Here is a 20,485-nt window from a genome sequence, read left to right as displayed (position 1 = left end):
GCGGTAAGGGCGGGCCATGCATTTCCTTGACCAGGCCAAGATCTTCGTCCGCTCCGGCGCGGGCGGCCCCGGCGCCGTTTCCTTCCGGCGCGAGAAGTATATCGAATATGGCGGCCCCGATGGCGGCAATGGCGGCAAGGGCGGCGACATCATCTTCGAGGCGGTCGCCGGCCTGAACACGCTGATCGACTTCCGCTACACCCAGCATTTCCGGGCGCCGCGCGGCCATGGCGGGTCGGGCTCCAACCGCACGGGCGGCGGGGGCGACGATCTGGTCATCAAGGTGCCGGTGGGCACGCAAATCCTGTCCGAGGACAAGGAAGAGGTGCTGCTCGACTTCACCAAGGTCGGCCAGCGCGAGGTGTTCCTGCGCGGCGGTGACGGCGGGCGCGGCAATGCCAGCTACAAGACCTCGACCAACCGCGCACCGCGTCAGCACGGCACCGGCTGGCCCAGCGAAGAGGCCTGGGTCTGGCTGCGCCTGAAACTGCTGGCCGATGCAGGCCTTGTCGGCCTGCCCAATGCCGGCAAGTCGACCTTCATCAACGCGGTCACGAACGCGCAGGCCAAGGTCGGCGCCTATGCCTTCACCACCACCCGGCCGCAGTTGGGCGTGGTGCGCCATCACAATCGCGAGTTCGTGGTCGCCGACATTCCTGGCCTGATCGAGGGGGCGGCGGACGGGGCCGGGATCGGCGACCGGTTCCTCGGCCATATCGAGCGGTGCCGCGTGCTGCTCCACCTGGTCGATGCCAACGATTCCGATGTCGCCGAAAGCTATCGCATCGTGCGCGACGAGCTGGAGGCTTATGGTGCTGGCCTGATCGACAAGCCGCACATCATCGCGCTCAACAAGATCGACACGCTCGACGACGAGCTGATCGAGGCGCTGTCGGCCGAACTGGCCGAGGCGAGCGGTGCCGACGTGATCCCGCTATCGGGTGCGGCGGGCACCGGCGTCGACTGGGTGCTCGACAAGCTGCTCGAGGCGATCGGGCCCGGGCCGGATGCCGTCCCGGAGAATGACGAGGGCGAGGACGAGATCACATGGTCGCCGCTCTGATCGCAGCATGATCTTTCCCCCCGCCACCTGCCAGCGGCTGATCGTCAAGGTCGGCTCCGCGCTCCTCGTCACGCCCGAGGGCGAAGTCCGGCGCGACTGGCTGACCGGCCTTGTCGCCGACATCGCCATGCGGGTGCGGCAGGGGCAGCAGATCGCCATCGTCTCCTCGGGCGCGATCGCGCTGGGCGCGCGGCGGCTGGGGCTCCCCAAGGGCGGCCGCGCCAGCCTGGAGGACGCGCAAGCCGCCGCCGCGACGGGGCAGATCGCGCTCAGCCAGGCCTGGGCCGAATTGCTCCATGCCGAGAGACTGACCGCCGCGCAGATGCTGGTGACGCTCGACGATCTGGAGGATCGGCGGCGTTACCTCAATGCCGCCGCGACGCTGGGCCGGTTGCTGGGATTGGGCGTGGTGCCGGTCATCAACGAGAATGACAGCGTCGCCACCGAAGAAATCCGCTTCGGCGACAATGACCGCCTCGCCGCGCGGGTGGGGCAAGCCGCGGGCGCGAACGGGGTGTTGCTGCTCTCCGACGTGGATGGGCTCTACGACTCCAACCCCCATACCAACCCGCAAGCGCGCCATATCGAACGGGTCGAGCGGATCGAGGCGGTCACCGGCATGGCCGATGGCGGCTCGGCTTCAGGCATGGGTTCGGGCGGCATGGTGTCCAAGATCGCCGCCGCCCGCATCGCAGTGAGCGCGGGCGCGCATCTCGCCATCGCGTCGGGCCGGATCGAGAATCCGCTGTCGATACCCGCACGCCACACCATCTTCGTCGCCGAGAAGAGCGCGCCCGCCCGCAAGGCTTGGCTCGCAGGTGGCTTGACCGCACGTGGGGCGATCCAGGTCGATGCGGGCGCGGCCAAGGCACTGACCGAGGGCGGCAGCCTCCTCGCTGCCGGGGCGATCGCCGTCCACGGCCATTTCGCGCGCGGTGACCTCGTCACCGTCGAGGGCCCCAACGGCACCGTCGCACGCGGCCTCAGCGAATATGATTCGACCGAAGCACGCGCGCTGATCGGCACGCGTTCGGATGAGCAGGCGGCAATCCTGGGCCATGCCCCCCGCGCCGCGCTCATCCACCGCAATCATCTCGCTTTGCTATGATCGTCGCGGTGACGGGGGCGACCGGCTTTGTCGGTCGCGCGGTGGTGGACCGTTCCGCCGGTTCGGGCCTGAGCTTGCGCGCGCTGACCCGCCGGGCCCAGCCGTCGCGCGCCGGGATCACCTGGATCGCGGGCGCGCTCGACAAACCCGACAGCCTGGCGACGCTGGTCGAGGGGGCCGACGCGGTGCTGCATATCGCGGGTGTGGTGAACGCGCCCGACCGCGCGGGCTTCGTCGCGGGCAATATCGACGGCACCCGTGCCATCGTCGAGGCGGCGAAGGCGGCGGGCATCAAGCGCTTCGTCCATGTCTCCTCGCTGTCGGCCCGCGAGCCCGCGCTTTCCACCTATGGCTGGTCCAAGCGGCAGGCCGAGGCCATCGTGACGGACAGCGGGCTCGACTGGACCATCGTCCGGCCGAGCGGCATCTATGGCCCCGGCGACATGGAGATGCGCGACATGTTCCGCGCCGCCAAAATGAGAATCGCACTGATGCCGCCACCGGGCAAGGTGTCGCTGGTCGCGGTCGAGGATTTCGCGCGGCTGCTGACCACGCTGGTGACGACCGACGGCCCGCGTGCCGTACTGGAGGTGGATGACGGGCAGGCGCTGACCCATGCCGAACTCGCCAACGCCATCGGCGCAGCGGTCGGACAGCGGGTGATGACGCTCCACCTGCCCAAGGGTCTGTTGCAACTCGGTGCGAAGATCGACCGGGCATTGCGTGGCAACGGTGCCAAGCTGACCCCCGACCGGGTCGGTTATCTCTGCCACCCCGACTGGACCGCCGACCCTGCCAAACGCCCCGACCCCGCGCTATGGGAGCCGGCAATCGCCCTGTCCAAGGGGCTGGCGGACACGGCACGGTGGTATCGCGCCAATGGCTTGCTATAGCAGCGGCCATCACGCGGTCGAAAAGCCGCCGCATTTGGGTGCCACTGGCCCCCTCGAAAGGATCATCATGAGCGACCGCCAAGCCATTTTCGACATCGTCGCGGCCCAGATCGCGCCCTTCAACAAAAAGGGCGTGGAACTGACCGAGGCGACGACCTTCCAGGGCGATCTGGAGTGGGACAGCCTGACCGTGATGGATTTCGTCGCCGCGATCGAGGACGAGTTCGACATCATCATCACGATGAACATGCAGGCCGAGATCGAGAATGTCGGCCAGCTGGTCGACGCGGTCGAAAAGCTCAAGCAAGCCTGATCGCCCTTACACGGACACCGACATGACCGAAGCCGCCGCTCAGCCCCACGCCCTCCCCGCCGACGCGCCCGACATCGCGCCGGAACGCGACCTGCTCTCCAAGTTCGACGGCCTGATCGCCGAGCGGCAGAAGCTGCTCGACTCCGGCGTCACCGATCCCTTCGCGATCGTGATGGAACAGGTGAAGTCGCCGACCGAGGCCGTGATCCGTGGCAAGGACACGATCCTGCTCGGCACGTACAACTATATGGGCATGACCTTCGATCCGGACGTGATCGCAGCGGGCAAGGAAGCGCTGGAGAAGTTCGGGTCGGGCACCAATGGCAGCCGGATGCTCAACGGCACCTTCCACGACCATATGGAAGTCGAACAGGCGCTGCGCGATTTCTACGGCACGACCGGCGCGATCGTCTTTTCGACCGGTTACATGGCCAATCTCGGCATCATCTCAACGCTGGCGGGCAAGGGTGAGTATGTCATCCTCGACGCCGACAGCCATGCGTCGATCTATGACGGCTGCCAGCAGGGCAATGCCGAGATCGTCCGCTTCCGCCACAATTCGGTCGAGGATCTCGACAAGCGGCTGGGCCGTCTGCCCAAGGAACCTGCCAAGCTGGTCGTGCTGGAGGGCGTCTATTCGATGCTCGGCGACATCGCTCCGCTGAAGGAGATGGTCGCGGTCGCCAAGAAGCATGGCGCAATGGTCTTGGTCGACGAAGCGCATTCGATGGGCTTTTTCGGCCCCAACGGGCGCGGCGTGTACGAGGCGCAAGGGTTGGAAGGCCAGATCGATTTCGTCGTCGGCACCTTCTCCAAATCGGTCGGCACAGTCGGCGGCTTCGTCGTGTCCAATCATCCGAAGTTCGAGGCGGTCCGCCTCGCCTGCCGTCCGTACATCTTCACCGCCTCGCTGCCGCCCTCGGTGGTAGCGACCGCGACGACGTCGATCCGCAAGCTGATGACCGCGCATGAAAAGCGTGAGCGGCTGTGGTCGAATGCCCGCGCGTTGCATGGCGGGCTGAAGGCGATGGGCTTCAGGCTCGGCACCGAGACCTGCGACAGCGCGATCGTCGCGGTCATGCTGGAGGATCAGGAACAGGCCGCGATGATGTGGCAGGCGCTGCTCGACGGCGGGCTCTACGTCAACATGGCGCGCCCGCCCGCGACCCCGGCCGGCACCTTCCTGCTGCGCTGCTCCATCTGTGCCGAGCACACGCCGGCGCAGATCCAGACCGTGCTGGGCATGTTCCAGGCCGCGGGCCGCGCGGTCGGCGTCATCGGCTGAGCCAAGCACTGCGGCTTTGCATTATCCGATCCTTGCGATAGCGTCGCGGGCGTGATCGAGCAGGAAGACCAGCAAGGGGTCGGCCGTTGGCGGACCTTCGCACTGATCGCGATGGCGGTGGCCGGCGCGGCGACGCTGGTCTTGCTCATCGTCACGCTCGGCCATGCCAATCGCGAGCGCGACCGCGCGCTGGAACTGCAGAGCCGCAGCTATGACGTGATGATCCTGGCGCGGATGCTGTCGGGCACCATCGCCCGGTCGGAAGCCTCGCTGGGCCGCTATGTCATCTCGGGCGACCGCAAGCTGGGCCAACTCTATTCGGAGGAATGGTTGCTGGCGGGCGCGCAACTCGAGCGGCTGGACCAGTTGATCGAGGACCCGCGCCAACAGGCCTTGGTCAATCGGCTGCGCACCGCCTATGACGCCCGCGGCGGCGAACTTTCCAACATCGCCCTGTCGACCACCTATCACCGCGATCGACAGGCCTATGCGCTCTATTATGCGGCGCGACAGGCGGATGCGCTCCTTCAGATCAACCGCACGCTCAACGGGTTGATCGACGGCGAGCGCACGCTCCTTGAACAGCGCAGCAGCGATGCGCGCGAGACGGTGGAGCATTCGAACAAGCTGGCCGGGGGGCTCGCGCTGTTCGGTGTCGGGCTGGCGCTGGGCGGGGTCTTCCTGGCGTGGATGATCATCCGCGCGGAGGGCGAACGCGCCGAAGCCCGTGCCGAGGCCCATGCCGAACGCGCCCGTGCCGAGGAACTGGCCAACGCGGTCGAGGCCGCGACTGAGGAACTGAAGGTACAGGAAGCCAAGCTGCGCCAGGTGCAGAAGATGGATGCGCTCGGCCAGCTCACCGGCGGCATCGCCCATGATTTCAACAATATGCTGGCGGTGGTGCTGGGCGGATTGGAGCTCGCAAGGCGGGCGCACGCGATCGAGGATACGCATCGCCACCTCGACAGCGCGACCGAGGGCGCGCACCGCGCCGCCGCACTGACCCGCCGGCTGCTGATGTTCAGCCGCGAAGAGGCGCTGACCCCCGAAGCCCTGCATCCCCGCCAACTGGTCGCGGGAATGCGCGATCTGCTTGACCGGACGCTGGGCGATGGAGTGAAGGTGACGGTCGAGGACAAGACCAGCGACTGGGCGATCTTCGGCGATCGCACCCAGATGGAAAACGCCATCCTGAACCTGGCGGTCAACGCGCGCGACGCGATGGACGGGCGTGGTGAGCTGACCATCCGCACCGCCGAGACGCGCGTCGCACAGGACGAACTGCCGCGCGCGGTCCCCGGCGACTATGTCGTGATCTCGGTCACCGACACCGGCGCGGGCATGACACCCGAGGTCGCCGAACGGGTGTTCGAACCCTTTTTCACCACCAAGCCGGCCGGCAAGGGGACCGGCCTGGGGCTCAGCCAGATTTTCGGACTGGTCGGGCAACTGGGTGGCGACGTTACCATCCGCACCGCGCCGGGGGCCGGCACGACGGTGAACCTCTATTTCCCGCGCCATGTCGCCTTGGCCCCCACCCTGCCCCCCATCGAGGCGGCGGCCCCGGAAGCGACGCCCGAGGAAGCGGATGCACTGCGCGTCCTGCTGGTCGAAGATGATCCACGCGTGCTGGCGGCGACCTTGGCCGCGCTTCGGGAACTGGGACATGATCCGGTGCCATGCAACGATCCGCGGGAGGCCGAAGGACTGCTTGCCCGCCATCCGGGCATTCGCTTGATCGTGTCCGACGTGCTGATGCCGCATCAGACCGGCCCCGAACTCATCGCCAGCCTGCGTCCCCGCTATCCGGATGTCGCGGTGCTGTTCGTAACCGGTTTTGCCGGCGACGCCCAGGCGACAGGGTTCGAGGGGCATGAGGTGCTGCGCAAGCCCTTCACGTTGATGGGGCTGGAACGCGCGGTGGCGGCAGCGTTGAAACGCGCGGAGGGGCCGGTCTGCGCGGCAGCTTGAAGTGAAGTTTGGGGCGAGGCCTTCGACTTCGGCGCGTAGCGCCCACGTCGAAGCCCACGGGAAAGCCTCACAAACGGGGGGTGACGCGCCCTGCCCCGCCTCGTATAGCCATGGCCGTTTTATCGCGCGAGTGATGTCCCCGGCATGAAATCCATCGATCGCTACATGGCCCGGCTGATCGCGTTGCCGCTGTTCGCGACGCTGATCATCGCTGCCATGCTGCTGGTGCTCGACCGCATCCGCCGTCTGTTCGAATTCGTCGCGACCGAGGGCGGACCGATCAGCGTGGTGTGGCGGATGCTCGCCAACCTGTTGCCCGAATATCTGGGACTGGGCATTCCGATCGGGCTGATGCTGGGCATTCTGCTCGCCTTCCGCCGGCTTGCCACCTCATCCGAACTGGACGTGATGCGCGGCGTCGGCATGAGCTATACCCGGCTGCTGCGCGTGCCCTATATGTATGCGATCGTGCTCGCCGCGCTGAACCTGGCGATCGTCGGCTATGTCCAGCCGATCGCACGTTATTATTATGAAGGGCTGCGCTACGAGCTGCGCACCGGCGCGCTGGGCGCCTCGATCAAGGTTGGCGAGTTCACCCATCTGGGCAACCGGATGACGCTGCGCATCGAGGAAAGCCGGGACAGCGGGCGCGACCTGTCGGGCATCTTCGTCCATGCCAACACGTCCAAGGGCGACTGGATCGGTGTGACGGCCGAGCGCGGCCGTTTCCTGGCGACCGACGATCCCAACGTCATCATCTTCCGCCTGACCAACGGCACCCTCATCCACAATCGCCCGGAGTTCCGCGCGCCGCGCGTGCTGACCTTCTCCAGCCACGACCTGCCGATCGATCTGCCCAAGTTCGACAATTTCCGCCAGCGCGGCGGCCGCGACCTGGAGTTCACTTTGCCCGAGTTGGCCAAGCTCGGCCACGAGGCGCCCAGTGCCGAGGCGCGGGCCGGCAGTCGAGCCGAATTCCACTTCCGCCTGGTCGAGGTGGTGACGATGTTCCTTTTGCCGTTGCTCGCGGTATCGCTGGGCATACCGCCCAAGCGATCGACCTCGGCACTGGGCGTGTTCCTGTCGATCGTGATGCTCGTCACCTATCACAAGGTGAACCAATATGCCGCCGATATCGGGGCGCTGGGCCGGGTCGATCCCTTGATCGCGCTATGGGTGCCGTTTGCGATCTTCGCCGGGCTGGTCGGCTGGATGTATTATGTCACCGCCTATGTGCCGGGTGGCCAGCCGATCGGCGTGCTGGAGCGCGGCTTTGCCAAGCTGGGCAAGCTGATCGGCCGCTGGCTGCCCGGCCGCCGCCGCAAGAAGGCCTATTCCGCATGAGCCTGTCGAGCATTTTCCCGTCGCGGACCATCGCCATCTACATGGCCAAGATGTTCCTGCTCCGCACCTTCGCGATCCTGTTCGCGCTGGTCATCGTGCTCCAGGCGCTGGACATTCTCAGTGAATCCGGGGCCATCCTGGCGACGCCCGGCAATGGCGAGGCACAGGTGTGGCGCTATGTCTCGTTGCGTGCGCCGCAGATCATCGCCTTCATCCTGCCCTTCTCGGTGCTGCTCGGCACCATCCTGACCTTCTTCACGATGAACCAGAATTCGGAGGTCATCGCGCTGAAGGCCGCCGGGCTCTCGGCGCATCAAGTGCTGGCGCCGTTGTTGGTGGCGAGCGCAGGCGTCGCGGTGCTGAGCTTCGCCTTCAACGACCGGATCGTGCCGCGCGCGACGGCGACACTGAGCGCGTGGCAGAAAGTGGATTACGGCCCCATCCCGATCGACAGCGGCGACCGTTCCAATGTCTGGGTGCGTGACGGTGACGATCTGATCTCGGTCGATCTGGTCCAGGGGCGCGGTGCCAACACCCAGCTCGGCGGCGTGACCCTTTATGATCGCAAGGGCGGCGGCAGCCTGCAGGCGATCGTCCGCGCGCCGCGGGGCCGGCGCATGGGCGATGGCTGGCAGATCGGCCCGGCGACCCGGTTCGAGGTCGCCTCGGGTAAGCTCACCTCCATCCCCTCCATGATCATCGGGCGCGGCGTGACGCCCGAACAGCTAACGCTGGCCAGCGTCAATGCCGATGGCCTGTCCTTCAAGGGGCTGTCCAACGCGATCGACGACCTGCGCGAGGCGGGGCGGCCGACCAAAACGCTGGAGGGATCGCTCTGGCACAAATTGTCCGCGCCCATGTCGGCGATATTGATGCCGCTGCTGGGGGCCGTGGCCGCATTCGGTATCGCCCGATCGGGCAAGCTGTTCGTCCGCGCCGTGATCGGCATGGCGCTGGGCTTCGCCTTTTTCGTGGCGGACAATTTCTCGATGGCGATGGGCGATCTCGGGGCCTATCCGCCGTTTCTCGCGGCCTGGGCACCGATCCTGCTGTTCTTCCTGATCGGCGAAGCGGTGCTGTTCCGGACCGAGGAGTGAGGCCGGGCCGTCGAGGCCCGCTTCATCTGTCCTAAATCCCAACACCCGTTCGCACTGAGCGAAGTCGAAGTGCACGTTGCAGAGTTTGCGGCTTGGCGGGTTGTGTCCCGTGGCCTTCGACTTTGCTCAGGCTGAACGGAGGTGAGGGATCGGCTCTTGCCCCTCACCCCGCAGTGGTCACTTCCCCCGGCGGATCGTGCTGAGGCCGATCTTGGCGACTAGGCCCGGCAGCCCCTTGTAGCTCGCCTTGTGATAGGGCGACTCCGGCGTCACGGCGGCGCTGATCCGGCGGTGCGCTTCGCCCAGCGCATGATAAGGCAGCGAGGGCAGGAGATGGTGCAGCGCGTGATAGCGCAGGCCGACCGGCGCCCACAGGCCCGGCAGCAGCGCCGGCGGCGGCACATTGACCGAGTCCAGATACTGCGCGGTCACCGTCATCGGCTCGCCGTCATTCTCCCACAGATGCGCGACCAGCGTGCGGACCTGGTTCAGCACCGCGATGGCCGAACCGATGGCGAAACCGATCGCAAAGCCGCGAACCGGAATCACCCCGGTGGCGACCATCACCACCAGCGCCAACGCCCAGACAGAGGCGGCCGCATCGGTGCGGTTGAAGAGCTTTAGCGCCTCGCCCTCGGGCATGCGGCGGCGGAACTGCGGGTTGATCGCCAGCGCCGAGTAGCGCTCGACGACGATCTTGCGCAGACCCGGCACGATCCAGGACAAGGGCGACAGGATCGCAAAGCGGATCAGCAGCCCGAGCGGCGCCAGCGCCGACACCAGGATGAAGACCGGCAGCGTCCAAGGCCTCATCAGGGCCAGCGGCAGATATTCGGGGTCATCGACCGTGCCATAGCGCGTCTTGGCATGGTGCAGATTGTGCACGCCCTCATACATGAAGGCCGGCGTCAACAACGGCACGCCGACCAACGCGTTCCAGCCGGTGCGAAAGCCCGGCAGCGCCGAATGCTTCATATGGCTGACTTCATGAATGAACAGCAGCGCGCGGTAGAGCGCCAGCACCGACACGACCGAGGCCGCGACGATCACGCCGGTCGATCCCGCCGTGACCGCGACGGCCAGCGCGGCATAACCGACCAGCGCACTGCTCACCATATCCGCCCAATAGAGGCGCGGACGCGGCGCGATCAGGTCGCGGGTCATCTCGGCGGCGGCACGCAGCATCGCCTTGTCGTCCGCGATCGGGACACGCGTCACGGGGGCCGCGGCGCCGGCGGACGTGCTGGTTCGGAAAGAAAGCGTCGATTCCATAAGGCTATCCTTTGCCCCTACATAGTGGCGACACGGTGGCATTCCCACGCCCGGGGATGACGGAATCCTCACTCGCTATGATCGACCAAGCCGGTTAGGACATGGCCCGATATTCCTGTCCGGACCCGATCGAGCCATGGCCATTTCCATCCGCCCCGTCGCCACCAAGCGCGACCGCAAGACCTTTGTCGACTTTCCCTTCGGCCTCTATGCGGACGATCCCCATTGGGTGCCGCCGCTAAAGGGCGAGGCGCTGGGGCTGATCACGCCGGAGAAGAATGGCTGGTACAGCCATGCCAAGGCGCAGCTTTTCCTCGCCGAAGAAAATGGCAAGGTGGTCGGGCGTATCTCCGCGCATCTCGACACGCTGGCGCTGGAGATGGACGCTTCCAAGGGTTTCGGGCCCGGCACCGGTTTCTGGGGCCTGATGGATGCCGTGAGCGAGGATGTGTTCCGCGCGTTACTCGCTAAGGCGGAGGGCTGGCTACGCGAACAGGGGATGACCCGCGCCGTCGGCCCGGTCTCGCAATCGATCTGGGAGGAACCGGGCCTGCTGGTCCAGGGGTTCGATCAGGACCCGACGATCATGATGGGCCATGCCCGCCCCGAATATCAGGGCTGGATCGAGGCCGTCGGCTATACGACGATCAAGCAGCTCTTCACCTATGAGCTCGACATCACCCAGGAATTCCCGCCGATCGTTCAGCGCATCATCAAGTCGGGCGAGAAGAACGAACGCATCCGCGTGCGCGAGGTGAACAAGGCCAAGTTCGAGGAAGAGGCCGCGATCATCCTGAGCATTCTCAACGATGCATGGTCCGATAACTGGGGCTTCATCCCGCTGACCCCACCGGAAATCAAAGACGTCGGCGTCAAGCTGAAGCCGATCGTGTTCAACGACCTGATCCGCATCGCCGAACTGGATGGCAAGCCCGTCGCCTTCATGATCACCCTCCCCGACCTGAACGAGGCGATGAAGCCTTTGAAGGGCAGCCTGCTCCCCTTTGGCTGGGCCAAGCTGCTGCTATGGCTGCGCGCGCCCAAGGTGCGGACGATGCGCGTGCCGCTGATGGGCGTGGTAAAGGAATTGCAGTCGTCGCGTATGGCCAGCCAGTTGGCCTTCATGATGATCGAATATATCCGCCGCGCCTCGATCACCAAATATGGCGCGTCGCGCGGCGAGATCGGCTGGATCCTCGACGATAATCAGGGGATGCGCTCGATCGCCGAGACGATCAACAGCCGGGTCAACAAGACCTACAACGTCTATGCGCGTGATCTGACCTGATCATCCTCGCACGGCCGGGGCCGCCATGGCGCGGCCCCGGCCCTGTCGGCCCTCACTTCTTCTTCTGATTGATATAGTCGAGCGGGTCGATATTGCGCCACAGCCACTGGGCGCGCGTGCGGCAGACCTTGCCCCGCAGGATGCGGTCCTCCTCGACATCGTTGAAGCAATAGCGGACCGGCTTGGCCTTGGCCGGTGCAGCCGCCGCGACCGCGTTCGTCGCGGCGAGCGTGGCCTCCTCGTCACGCGGCAAGGCAACCGGCTGGCTGATGGCGGCGAGCATGGCGAAGAACATCATGGCGTGTCTCCTCGGTCCTGGGGCTTAGCGGCGCTTGATCTTACCAGTCGGGACGGCGCCGTCGCGCGCGATCCACTCATCGGCGGTGTGGCAGACCTTGACCGGAATATTGGAGCCGGTCACCCGATCGACGACGCAGATCCGCGTGGTCGGTGGCAGGCTCGCGATGACACTCGCGGAGTCGGTGAGTTGATTGGCCTGGGGCTGTGGGGCAGCCGGCTTGCCAGCCGTAGGGTCCGGCGCCGTCATCGACAGAGTGGAGGCGATCAGCAGCGAAATCAGCATGGTGGTAACTCCCTTTTTGAGCCGGACCGCGTCCGGCAAGTGAGTTACTGCATTAGTCATGCCATACAGTTAAGCTGTTGAAAATCAATGGCTTTTTAATGTTGCCACTTGGCTTACATCGCCAAAATCTGGGTTATCGCGCCAATATTAGGAAAACGCGCCGCCCCTAAATCCTGACCTGCCACATCTTCTCAACAAGGATCGTTGCAAAATCCGCCATGCCATTCCGGCGAAGGCCGGGATCCAGTTGGGGGCCATGGGCAAGCTCCTCCAGCCATTTCGCAACTGGACCCCGGCCTTCGCCGGGGTGGAGTATAAGGAAAACGCAAGGTCCATTGCCGCAACGATCCCCTTACCGGGGGGATCGGACCTCAGTCGCGAAGCCGCACCCAGGTCGGGGCGTGGTCGCTGGCCTTTTCCCGGCCGCGATAGCTCTTGTCGACGCCGGCATCGACCAGCCGGTCCGCCGCCTGGGGGCTGAGCAGCAGATGATCAATCCGGAACCCGGCATCGCGCTGCCAGGACCCGGCCTGATAATCCCAGAAGGTCCACACCCCACCCTTGGGCGCTCGGGTGCGCACCGAGTCCGTCCAGCCCTGTGTCAGCAAGCGGCGATAGGCCTGCCGACTCTCGGGCTGCATCAGCGCGTCGCTGGCCATGGCGGGCACGGAAAATGTGTCGTCGTCATTGGGGATTACATTGTAATCGCCCGCCAGCACCGCCGGCACTTCTTCCGCCAGCAATTCGCGCGCGCGCGCGGCCAGCCGTTCCATCCACCGCAGCTTGTAATCGAACTTCGGGCCCGGCTGTGGATTGCCGTTGGGAAGGTAGAGCGAGGCCACGACCAGACCGTTCACCTCGCATTCGAGATAGCGGCTATGCTCGTCCTCATCCTCGCCGGCCAACCCACGCTGCCGCTCGACCGGCTGAGCCCCACGCGCCAGCACCGCGACGCCGTTCCAGCTCTTCTGGCCATGCCAGACCGCGCCGTAACCGGCCGCCTCGATATCGGCTACGGGGAAGGTCTCGTCACTCGCCTTCAATTCCTGGAGGCAGACGATATCGGCATCGGCCTCTGCCAGATATTCGAGCAAGCGCGGCAGACGGGCCTTGATCCCGTTGACGTTGTACGTGGTAATCTTCACGTCAGACCGCGAAGCTGGTGCCGCAACCGCAACCCGAGGCCGCGTTGGGATTGGTCACGCGGAACGCAGCGCCGCCCAGTGACTCGACATAATCGACCTGCGCGCCCCGGACCAAGTCCAGGCTGATGCTGTCAACGACTAGGCGGACGCCATCGGTCTCGGCGATCGCATCGTCATCGGCGGGCCCATCGGCCAATCCGAATTTATACTGGAAACCCGAACAGCCACCGCCCTCCACCGAGAGACGCAGGATAGCGGGCTTGTTCTGCCGCTCGGCGATCGCTGCGACGCGGGCCGCAGCGGCCGGGGTCAGCGCGATTTCGGAAATGCTCGTGGCCATGAGGCTCAGATAAGCGCGGTGGCCCCGGGCGGCAATCCCACGCGCCTGTCGTTCATCGCGCCGGACGATCAGTCCTGCGCGGCAGGACCGTCGGTGGACACCGGAATCTGGTGGATGCTGTGGTCCTGCGACGCCATCAGATAGTCGCCGGTGGTCAGGAACGGGACCGGGTTGACGGCATGGCCGTCCATACGGACTTCATAATGAAGGTGCGAGCCGGTCGAACGGCCGGTGGAGCCCATCAGCGCGATCAACTGGCCGCGCGTCACGCGCGCGCCGTCCGCGACCAGAACCTTGGACAGGTGGCCATAGCGGGTCGCAATGCCCTTGCCATGGTTGATCTCGACCAAGTTGCCATAGCCACCCTGCCAACCGGCATGATCGACGATACCATCGGCGGTGGCGTAAATGGGGGTGCCGACGGGGCCGGGAATATCGACGCCGGCATGCATCGCCGCAGTGCCGCGGAACGGATCGGAGCGAATGCCGAAATTGCTGGTGAACTGAAGCTTCTCGACCGGCTGGACCGAGGGAATGGCGATCACGCCCTTCTGCACCCCATCCATCTTCTTCCAGCTTTGGAACAGCGTGCGAAACTGCTGGTCGGCGCGCAGATCGGCCGAAGCCTCGGTGCTACTGGCCGGGATGAACTCACCGCCGACCGCCGGGCCGTGATGCGGCGCCTTGGGCGCAGGCGCTGGCGCTGGACCGGAGGCAGCGAGGGCACCCTGCCCGCTCAGGCCGATGATCGCGGCAGTGAGACAAAGGGTGCGGACGTGCGAGGCAATCGATTTACCCGAAATCACAAGCTGCTTCATCGAACCCCGACACCTTGTTGCCAAGCGACCCCACAGTCGGGATTGCCGGCTTTCGTCCATCCAATGCTGTTTCGCAGCCCCACCGCGTTACAGACGGTCAGCTTGTGCCTGTTCCGGTTCCATGTCGGCAAGAGGCGCATAGAAGTCTCGCGTCAAACCGGCTGTCGCGCGCGCCGAGTCGTTGAACGGTGGCTTAACGACCCCCCGAAAATGGCGCCGGACCAGCATTCGCCAGTGCGATGCGGGGTCGATATCCTGCCCCGCCGCCAGATAGCCGAACCATTTGGCGCCGAATCCGACATGGCGAATCTCGTCGGTATAGATGCGGTGGAGGATGCGGGCCGACGCCTCGTCACCCCCTGCGCGAAAGCGGGCCACCGTCTCCGGCGTTACGTCCAGCCCGCGTGCCTCCAGCACCATCGGCACCACGGCCAGCCGCGCCATGGCGTCATGCGCGGTCACCTCCGCCGCCTCCCACAGCCCGGCATGGGCGGGCAGCTCGCCATAGCCCGAGCCCAGCGTGCGCAACCGGCGATGGAGCACGGCGAAATGCATCGCCTCGTCCGCGCCGACTGAAATCCAGTCGTCGACATAGGACCTCGGAAACTGCGCCCCGAACCGGCCGGCGGCATCGAAGGCCAGGTCGATCGCCGCGAATTCGATATGCGCCAGCGCATGGAGCAGCGCGATCCGCCCCTTTTCCGATCCGCCGCGCCCGCGCTTGGGCATACGGTTGGGCGGCAGCAATTCGGGGCGGTCCGGTCGCCCCGGCGCGTCGGGCATCGCGGCGTCGAACTCGTGCGCCAACCCACCCCGCCGCCAGGCACGCGCGACCGCCCTCGCCCGCCGGACCTTCGCCAGCGGATCGCTTTCGCGCAGAACATCGGCGCAGGCTTGGGCGATCGTCGTCAAAGCGCGCGCGCCGCCTCCAGCACCGCCTGCGCATGGCCCGGCACCTTCACCTTGCGCCAGCTCGTCGCCAGCCGGCCCTCACCGTCGAACAGGAAGGTCGCGCGCTCGATGCCCATATAGGTCTTGCCATAGAGCTTCTTCTCGCTCCAGACGCCGAACGCCTCGCACGCCGTACCATCCTCGTCGCTCGCGAGCTCGACCGTCAGATCATATTTCGCCGCGAATTTCTGATGCTTGGCGGGGCTATCCTTGGAAATGCCGATGACGCGCACGCCCGCCGCACGGAAATCCGCCGCCAGTGCGGTGAAGTCCTGCGCCTCGCGCGTGCAGCCGCTGGTGTCGTCCTTGGGATAGAAATAGACTACCAATGGCCCCTTCAACTCCCCCAGCGCCAGCGCGCCGCCCTCGGGCGTCGTGACCGTCACGGCCGGGATCGCATCCCCCTGTTCCATCGCCTCAACCTCCTTGCCAGACCTGGGACACCTCCTGCCGCGTCGCCTCCAGCGTGGCAACCACCGCGTCCCAATCGGCCAGCCCCATGGCGCGTGCGATCAGCGGGCGGGTCGCGGCCGCCGGCTCCTGCCCGTCGGGGACCAGCAGACGAAAGGCGACCAGCGCGCGGGTCAGCACGTCATGCGCCGTGGCCATAGCGGCGGGCATCAGCCCCTGCTCCGCCAGCAATGCGATGGCCCGACCGAGATCGGGGTCGAAACCGGTGCGCCCAATCAACTGCGCCCGGTGCACGGCGAATTCCAGATCGACGAGCCCGCCGGGCAGCAGCTTGACGTCGAGCGGCCCCTGCGGCGGCTTGTGTCGCGCCATCTCGGCGCGCATTTCGCCTGCTTCGGTGGCGATGTCGCGGGGCGGCCGATTGCCGTTCAGCACATCGGTGATGATCGCGGCAACCGAGGCCCGGGCCGCCTCCGATCCGAAGACCGGGCGTGCGCGGGTGAGCGCCATATGCTCCCAGGTCCAGGCGTCCTCGCGCTGATAGCGCGCGAAACTCTCGACCGAGACGACCAGTGGCCCCTGCGTCCCCGACGGGCGCAACCGTGTATCAACCGGATAGAGCGGCCCCGCCTGGGTCGGTACCGACAAGGCCGCGCTCACTCGCTGCGCGAGGCGATTATAATAGAGCGTCGCGCCCAGCGGCTTGGGCCCATCGGACTCAGCGGCGAAATCACCGGTGAACAGATAGACGAGGTCGAGGTCGGAGGCGTGGGTCAGCGCCGCCCCGCCCATCCGGCCCAGCGCCAGGATAACCAGCTCGCTGTCCGGCACGCGGCCATGGGCGAGCATAAATTCCTCGACCGTCGCGCGTGCGAGCACACCGATCGCCGCCTCGGCCACCCGCGCATAGCCGCCCGCCACTTCCAGCGGATCGGCGCGTCCGGCAACGATCTGCGCTCCCAGTGCGAAGCGGAGCTCACCCACCACCCGGCGGACATGATCGAGGCGATCCTGATAATCCTGCCCCGCCTCCCCACCACGCATCGCCCGTTCGAGGAAGCGGACCGCCGGCAAAGGCTCGAAGGCCGAGGCATCGATCAACCCGTCGAGCAGGGCCGGGCGCCGCGCCAGTTCGGCGGCGAGCGGCGCGGCATGGCTGAGGATCGCGACCGTCAGATGCGCCAGCGCGGGCCGCGCCTCCAGCAGGCGGAAGATGTTGATCGCGCTCGTCATCCGCTCGAACAGCGAATCGAGCTTCAGCAGCGCGGCGTCGGGATCGGGCGCCTCGCCCAGCGCCTCGACCAGGGTCGGCAATACCGCATCGAGCGCCTCGCGCGCTGCCGGGCTACGCAGTGCCGGATAATCGCCGCCGCGCCACGCCGCGATTCGCCGCGCTGCAGCCTCGATATCCTGCAGCCCTGCCGCGGCGAGCCGTTCGTTCAGCAACACCGGGTCATGCGGCAAGCGCGGACGCTCATCGGCGTCGAGCGCGTCATAGAGCCGACCGACCTGCTCCGTTACCGGCGCCAGCATCGCCACGAGATTTGCGCCGTCGGACAGACCATGAAGCTGCGCGACCCGATCCAGTCCCTCACCCTTGGGCAGTTGATGGGTCTGGCGATCGTCGATCATCTGCACGCGGTGTTCGATGGTGCGCAGCGTCTCATAGGCCTGGGAAAGCGCCGTCGCGTTCTGGACATCGATCCGCCCCGCCTCGGCCAGCCGCGCCAGCGCATCGCGGGTCGCGGGCGCGCGAAGGGCGGGGTCGCGCCCGCCATGGATCAGTTGGTGGATTTGTGCGAAGAACTCGATCTCACGAATCCCGCCGCGCCCGCGTTTCAAGTCATAGCCGGGGCCGAGGGCCTGGCCTTGTGCATGGTGATCGCGGATGCGTCGCGTCAAGTCCCGGATCTCGCCCACTGCACCGAAATCCAGCGCGCGCCGCCAGACAAAGGGGCGGATCGCGTCGAGGAAACGCTGCCCCAGCGCCAGATCGCCTGCCGCCGCGCGCGCCCGGATAAAGGCCGCCCGTTCCCAGGTCAGCGCCTGGCTTTCATAATAGGCGATCGCCCCCTCGACCGGGATGGCGATCGGCGTCGCCTCGGGCGAAGGGCGTAGCCGCAGGTCGACGCGCAGCACATAGCCTTCGCCATCACGCGCCTGGAGCAGCTCGACCACCCGCTTGCCGATCCGCACGGCCGCCTCTTCGGGCTCCTCGCGCGGACGCCGGGGCAAAGTCTGGGGATCGAACAACAGGATCGGGTCGATATCCGACGAATAATTGAGTTCGCGACTGCCCTGTTTGCCGAGTGCGATCGCAGCGAAGCCCACCGGTTCGGCATCGGGCGTACGCTCCAGAATGGCCGCCCGAATCGCTCGCTCCAGCGCCGCATCGGCGAAATCGGTCAAACGCCGCGTCACCCCCGTCAGGTCATACAGCCCCGACAAATCCCCCAGCGCCACCGTCAGCGCGAGCGCCCGTCGCTCGCGCCGCAGTGCCACTCCGGTCGGCAAGTCAGGATCGAACATCGGCAGGTCGGCCAGCCGCCCGTCCAAGGCCGCCGCCTCAATATCCGGTTCGCGATCCAGCAGCATCGCCAGAAAGGGGGAATGAGCGCGGGCGCGGGCGACCGCGTCGATCAAATCGGGGGAATGGGTAGCGATCATCGCCTAGTCCTAACGGTCACCTGCGCAGGCGACAAAGGGTTTAGGAAAGGTTAATATTCCTGCTTCAGAAAATTAGAAACTTGTCAAGCCCTCATCAGTTATAACAACATGATGAGCAGCGATCCCTGGACCAGCGATATCCGCATCGTCCCCGCGCCCCGGCGTGTCGACGATATCGGGTGCACGCTGCGCTCGGCTTTTTCGGAGCCGATGCGGCTGCCGGATGCTTGGGTAAAGCTGCTATCGCGACTGGATGGGCGAACCAATCGTAAATGAGGCATGAAGGGCCTTACCGAGCTACGGCATCATAATAGTAATTGCCGCCCTCATCTTCATAACCACCAACCCTTTGAAGACCGGCCTCGATTAGAAGGTGGTCATACTCCTCCTCTCCCAGCGACAAGGATGATCGCCCTGTCAGACTGTCCGTCCACGCGCACCGCTGGGTCGGCGCTGTAAACAGAAATCGGCCGCCCGCTCGCAACGCATGACCGACGCGTCTGATCACCATACGCTGACGATCCCCTGCCAAGAGGAATAGCAGCCCGATCGCCACCACGCCGTCAAATCGCCTGTCGAAAAAGCGGCTGCTCTCGACCGGTTCGCACGCGGCCCGGGCATCGGGAATGTTTCGGCGGAAGGCTTCGAGAAGCGTCGGCGAGGCATCAATGCCGTAGAGCTCGAACCCCTGCTCCGTAAGAGTCCTGGCGATCGGCACCCCTGTCCCGCACCCTATATCCAGGATCGCTCCGCCGGCCGGCAAATGAACGGACCAGCGCCGCACAATGTCCGATCCGACGGAGGAGCGGATCGCCGCAAATTGTCCCGCGACGGCCTCCCAGCCGGCTGATGGATCATCCGTCATGCGACATCATCGTCCGCCACACGCATCATGCGCCAGCATAACAGCGCCCGCGCTTGGTCAGAAGACAGTCCATAATAAAACGACCGCCCCGGCCAGCGCCGAGACGGTCGCGAATTTCCAGGAAACGGCGTTTTACCGCCCGCCGCTCAATTGATCGACATCGCCCATGATGCTGTCGAGCGCGGTCTTGCTGCTGTCGGTCTCATGCTCCCGGCGCGAAGGCAGTGAGCCGTCGGTCAGGATCGCTTCCAATGCCACGCGGCCACGCGCGACGCGGCTCTTAATCGTGCCGACCGCGACGTTGCAGATTTCCGCCGCTTCCTCATAGGCAAAGCCGCCGGCGCCGACGAGAATCAACGCTTCCCTCTGTGGCTGCGGCAGATGCATCAGCGCGCGCTGCATATCCCCCAGTTCGACATGGCGATCCTGGCTGGCGGGCGCCGCCAGGATGCGATCGGCCACCAGATCGTCCCACTCGCCCTTGAAGCGCGCACGCCGCATCTGCGACAGATAGAGATTGCGCAGGATGATGAAGGTCCAGGCGCGCATATTCGTGCCGGCCTGGAAACGCTTGCGTGCGGCCCAAGCCTTGAGCAGCGTTTCCTGCACCAGATCGTCGGCCAGATCGCGGCTGCCCGACAGCGACCGGCCAAAGGCGCGAAGATGGGGGATCACACGCGCCAGCTCGGACTTGAATTCAGAATCAGGCAGGGCGACGTGCTCGACGGGTGCGTCGGCCTCTGTTTCGTCCCGCGTCAGTGGCTGCGTCATGAAAATCCGATCGTCGTAGCCGACCGTTCCAGCGGTCGACTCAAAATGTAAGACGGCTGCATGGCATTGGCCAGCCAAGTCCAAGAAATATTCGAGGCTTCTTGGCTCAGCGCAACACCAGAAATGCAAAGATCACGATCACCAGCACCAGCGATATGGGCAGGATGTAACGCGTCATATGCGGCGTCGATCCTGCCCGAGCGTCTTCCTTGCTAACATGGATGGGTTTCTGGGGATCAACCATGTCAGCCTAACGCCTCCAAACCGTTTTGGGTCCGTAACCGAAATTCTTTTCCCGAC

21 protein-coding genes are annotated in these 20,485 nt (G+C 65.8%); 9 read left to right on the top strand and 12 right to left on the bottom strand.

Going from position 1 to position 20,485, the window contains the following annotated elements; all coding sequences use genetic code 11:
* Positions 1-16 precede the first annotated feature (16 nt).
* From obgE to lptG, 8 genes are all read left to right on the top strand, one after another.
* Entirely contained in the window at positions 17-1,063 is a 1,047-nt protein-coding gene (gene obgE, locus SP6_RS02065; RefSeq protein ID WP_007405354.1) for a GTPase ObgE, read from the top strand.
* A gap of 7 nt (positions 1,064-1,070) precedes the next feature.
* Positions 1,071-2,171 carry a glutamate 5-kinase gene (gene proB / locus SP6_RS02060; protein ID WP_007405404.1) on the top strand — a complete coding sequence of 367 codons (1,101 nt, stop codon included), beginning with the start codon at positions 1,071-1,073 and terminating at the stop codon, positions 2,169-2,171.
* Entirely contained in the window at positions 2,168-3,064 is an 897-nt protein-coding gene (locus SP6_RS02055) for an SDR family oxidoreductase (protein ID WP_007405427.1), read from the top strand. Before proB ends, SP6_RS02055 begins: the two co-directional genes overlap by 4 nt.
* Before the next feature lie 67 nt (positions 3,065-3,131).
* Positions 3,132-3,377 (top strand): acyl carrier protein, encoded by a 246-nt coding sequence (locus SP6_RS02050; protein WP_007405408.1) that lies wholly within the window; start codon positions 3,132-3,134, stop codon positions 3,375-3,377.
* A 22-nt stretch (positions 3,378-3,399) separates the two neighbouring features.
* Positions 3,400-4,662, top strand: a complete 1,263-nt coding sequence (gene spt / locus SP6_RS02045) for a serine palmitoyltransferase (RefSeq protein ID WP_007405449.1) — start codon at positions 3,400-3,402, stop codon at positions 4,660-4,662.
* A gap of 51 nt (positions 4,663-4,713) precedes the next feature.
* Positions 4,714-6,633 (top strand): ATP-binding protein, encoded by a 1,920-nt coding sequence (locus SP6_RS02040; RefSeq protein ID WP_007405477.1) that lies wholly within the window; start codon positions 4,714-4,716, stop codon positions 6,631-6,633.
* A gap of 144 nt (positions 6,634-6,777) precedes the next feature.
* The gene (gene lptF, locus SP6_RS02035) at positions 6,778-7,977 is read left to right on the top strand and encodes an LPS export ABC transporter permease LptF (protein ID WP_007405447.1); all 1,200 of its coding nucleotides are present in this window, start codon (positions 6,778-6,780) and stop codon (positions 7,975-7,977) included.
* Positions 7,974-9,074 carry an LPS export ABC transporter permease LptG gene (gene lptG, locus SP6_RS02030; protein WP_007405433.1) on the top strand — a complete coding sequence of 367 codons (1,101 nt, stop codon included), beginning with the start codon at positions 7,974-7,976 and terminating at the stop codon, positions 9,072-9,074. The genes lptF and lptG overlap by 4 nt, the downstream gene beginning before the upstream one ends.
* A gap of 177 nt (positions 9,075-9,251) precedes the next feature.
* Here lptG and SP6_RS02025 read toward each other — a convergent pair whose 3' ends face one another.
* Positions 9,252-10,346: a fatty acid desaturase family protein gene (locus tag SP6_RS02025; RefSeq protein WP_007405453.1), complete on the bottom strand. Its 1,095-nt coding sequence runs from the start codon at positions 10,344-10,346 to the stop codon at positions 9,252-9,254.
* Between the two features lie 136 nt (positions 10,347-10,482).
* Here SP6_RS02025 and SP6_RS02020 point away from each other — a divergent pair, with 136 nt between their 5' ends.
* Complete coding sequence (locus tag SP6_RS02020) at positions 10,483-11,634, top strand: hypothetical protein (RefSeq protein ID WP_007405396.1); 1,152 nt, start codon at positions 10,483-10,485, stop codon at positions 11,632-11,634.
* A gap of 52 nt (positions 11,635-11,686) precedes the next feature.
* Here the strand turns inward: SP6_RS02020 and SP6_RS02015 are convergent, their stop codons facing one another.
* From SP6_RS02015 to SP6_RS21185, 11 genes are all read right to left on the bottom strand, one after another.
* Positions 11,687-11,932 (bottom strand): hypothetical protein, encoded by a 246-nt coding sequence (locus tag SP6_RS02015; protein WP_007405467.1) that lies wholly within the window; start codon positions 11,930-11,932, stop codon positions 11,687-11,689.
* Between the two features lie 24 nt (positions 11,933-11,956).
* The gene (locus SP6_RS02010; RefSeq protein ID WP_007405450.1) at positions 11,957-12,217 is read right to left on the bottom strand and encodes a hypothetical protein; all 261 of its coding nucleotides are present in this window, start codon (positions 12,215-12,217) and stop codon (positions 11,957-11,959) included.
* 371 nt (positions 12,218-12,588) lie between these two features.
* On the bottom strand, positions 12,589-13,362 hold the full coding sequence (xth, locus tag SP6_RS02005; protein WP_007405496.1) for an exodeoxyribonuclease III: 774 nt from the start codon (positions 13,360-13,362) through the stop codon (positions 12,589-12,591).
* Between the two features lies 1 nt (position 13,363).
* Positions 13,364-13,702 (bottom strand): iron-sulfur cluster insertion protein ErpA, encoded by a 339-nt coding sequence (gene erpA, locus SP6_RS02000; RefSeq protein ID WP_007405488.1) that lies wholly within the window; start codon positions 13,700-13,702, stop codon positions 13,364-13,366.
* A 68-nt stretch (positions 13,703-13,770) separates the two neighbouring features.
* The gene (locus SP6_RS01995) at positions 13,771-14,520 is read right to left on the bottom strand and encodes a M23 family metallopeptidase (protein WP_007405464.1); all 750 of its coding nucleotides are present in this window, start codon (positions 14,518-14,520) and stop codon (positions 13,771-13,773) included.
* Positions 14,521-14,607: 87 nt separating this feature from the next.
* Positions 14,608-15,432: a ferritin-like domain-containing protein gene (locus SP6_RS01990; RefSeq protein ID WP_007405428.1), complete on the bottom strand. Its 825-nt coding sequence runs from the start codon at positions 15,430-15,432 to the stop codon at positions 14,608-14,610.
* Positions 15,429-15,884: a peroxiredoxin gene (locus SP6_RS01985; protein WP_007405357.1), complete on the bottom strand. Its 456-nt coding sequence runs from the start codon at positions 15,882-15,884 to the stop codon at positions 15,429-15,431. The genes SP6_RS01990 and SP6_RS01985 overlap by 4 nt, the downstream gene beginning before the upstream one ends.
* 4 nt (positions 15,885-15,888) lie before the next feature.
* Positions 15,889-18,549 (bottom strand): bifunctional [glutamine synthetase] adenylyltransferase/[glutamine synthetase]-adenylyl-L-tyrosine phosphorylase, encoded by a 2,661-nt coding sequence (locus SP6_RS01980; RefSeq protein ID WP_007405443.1) that lies wholly within the window; start codon positions 18,547-18,549, stop codon positions 15,889-15,891.
* Between the two features lie 289 nt (positions 18,550-18,838).
* On the bottom strand, positions 18,839-19,414 hold the full coding sequence (locus tag SP6_RS01975) for a class I SAM-dependent methyltransferase (RefSeq protein WP_037568902.1): 576 nt from the start codon (positions 19,412-19,414) through the stop codon (positions 18,839-18,841).
* A gap of 132 nt (positions 19,415-19,546) precedes the next feature.
* A complete protein-coding gene (locus SP6_RS01970) occupies positions 19,547-20,185 on the bottom strand; it encodes a sigma-70 family RNA polymerase sigma factor (protein ID WP_007405463.1) in 639 nt (212 codons plus the stop codon).
* A 106-nt stretch (positions 20,186-20,291) separates the two neighbouring features.
* The gene (locus SP6_RS21185; protein ID WP_007405371.1) at positions 20,292-20,429 is read right to left on the bottom strand and encodes a hypothetical protein; all 138 of its coding nucleotides are present in this window, start codon (positions 20,427-20,429) and stop codon (positions 20,292-20,294) included.
* Positions 20,430-20,485: the final 56 nt, after the last annotated feature.

Origin of the sequence: Sphingomonas paucimobilis NBRC 13935, assembly GCF_000739895.2 — a bacterium.
Classification (GTDB): Bacteria; Pseudomonadota; Alphaproteobacteria; order Sphingomonadales; family Sphingomonadaceae; genus Sphingomonas; species Sphingomonas paucimobilis.
The sequence above is the reverse complement of the archived record's forward strand: the minus strand, read 5'-3'. Positions and strand labels throughout refer to the sequence as shown.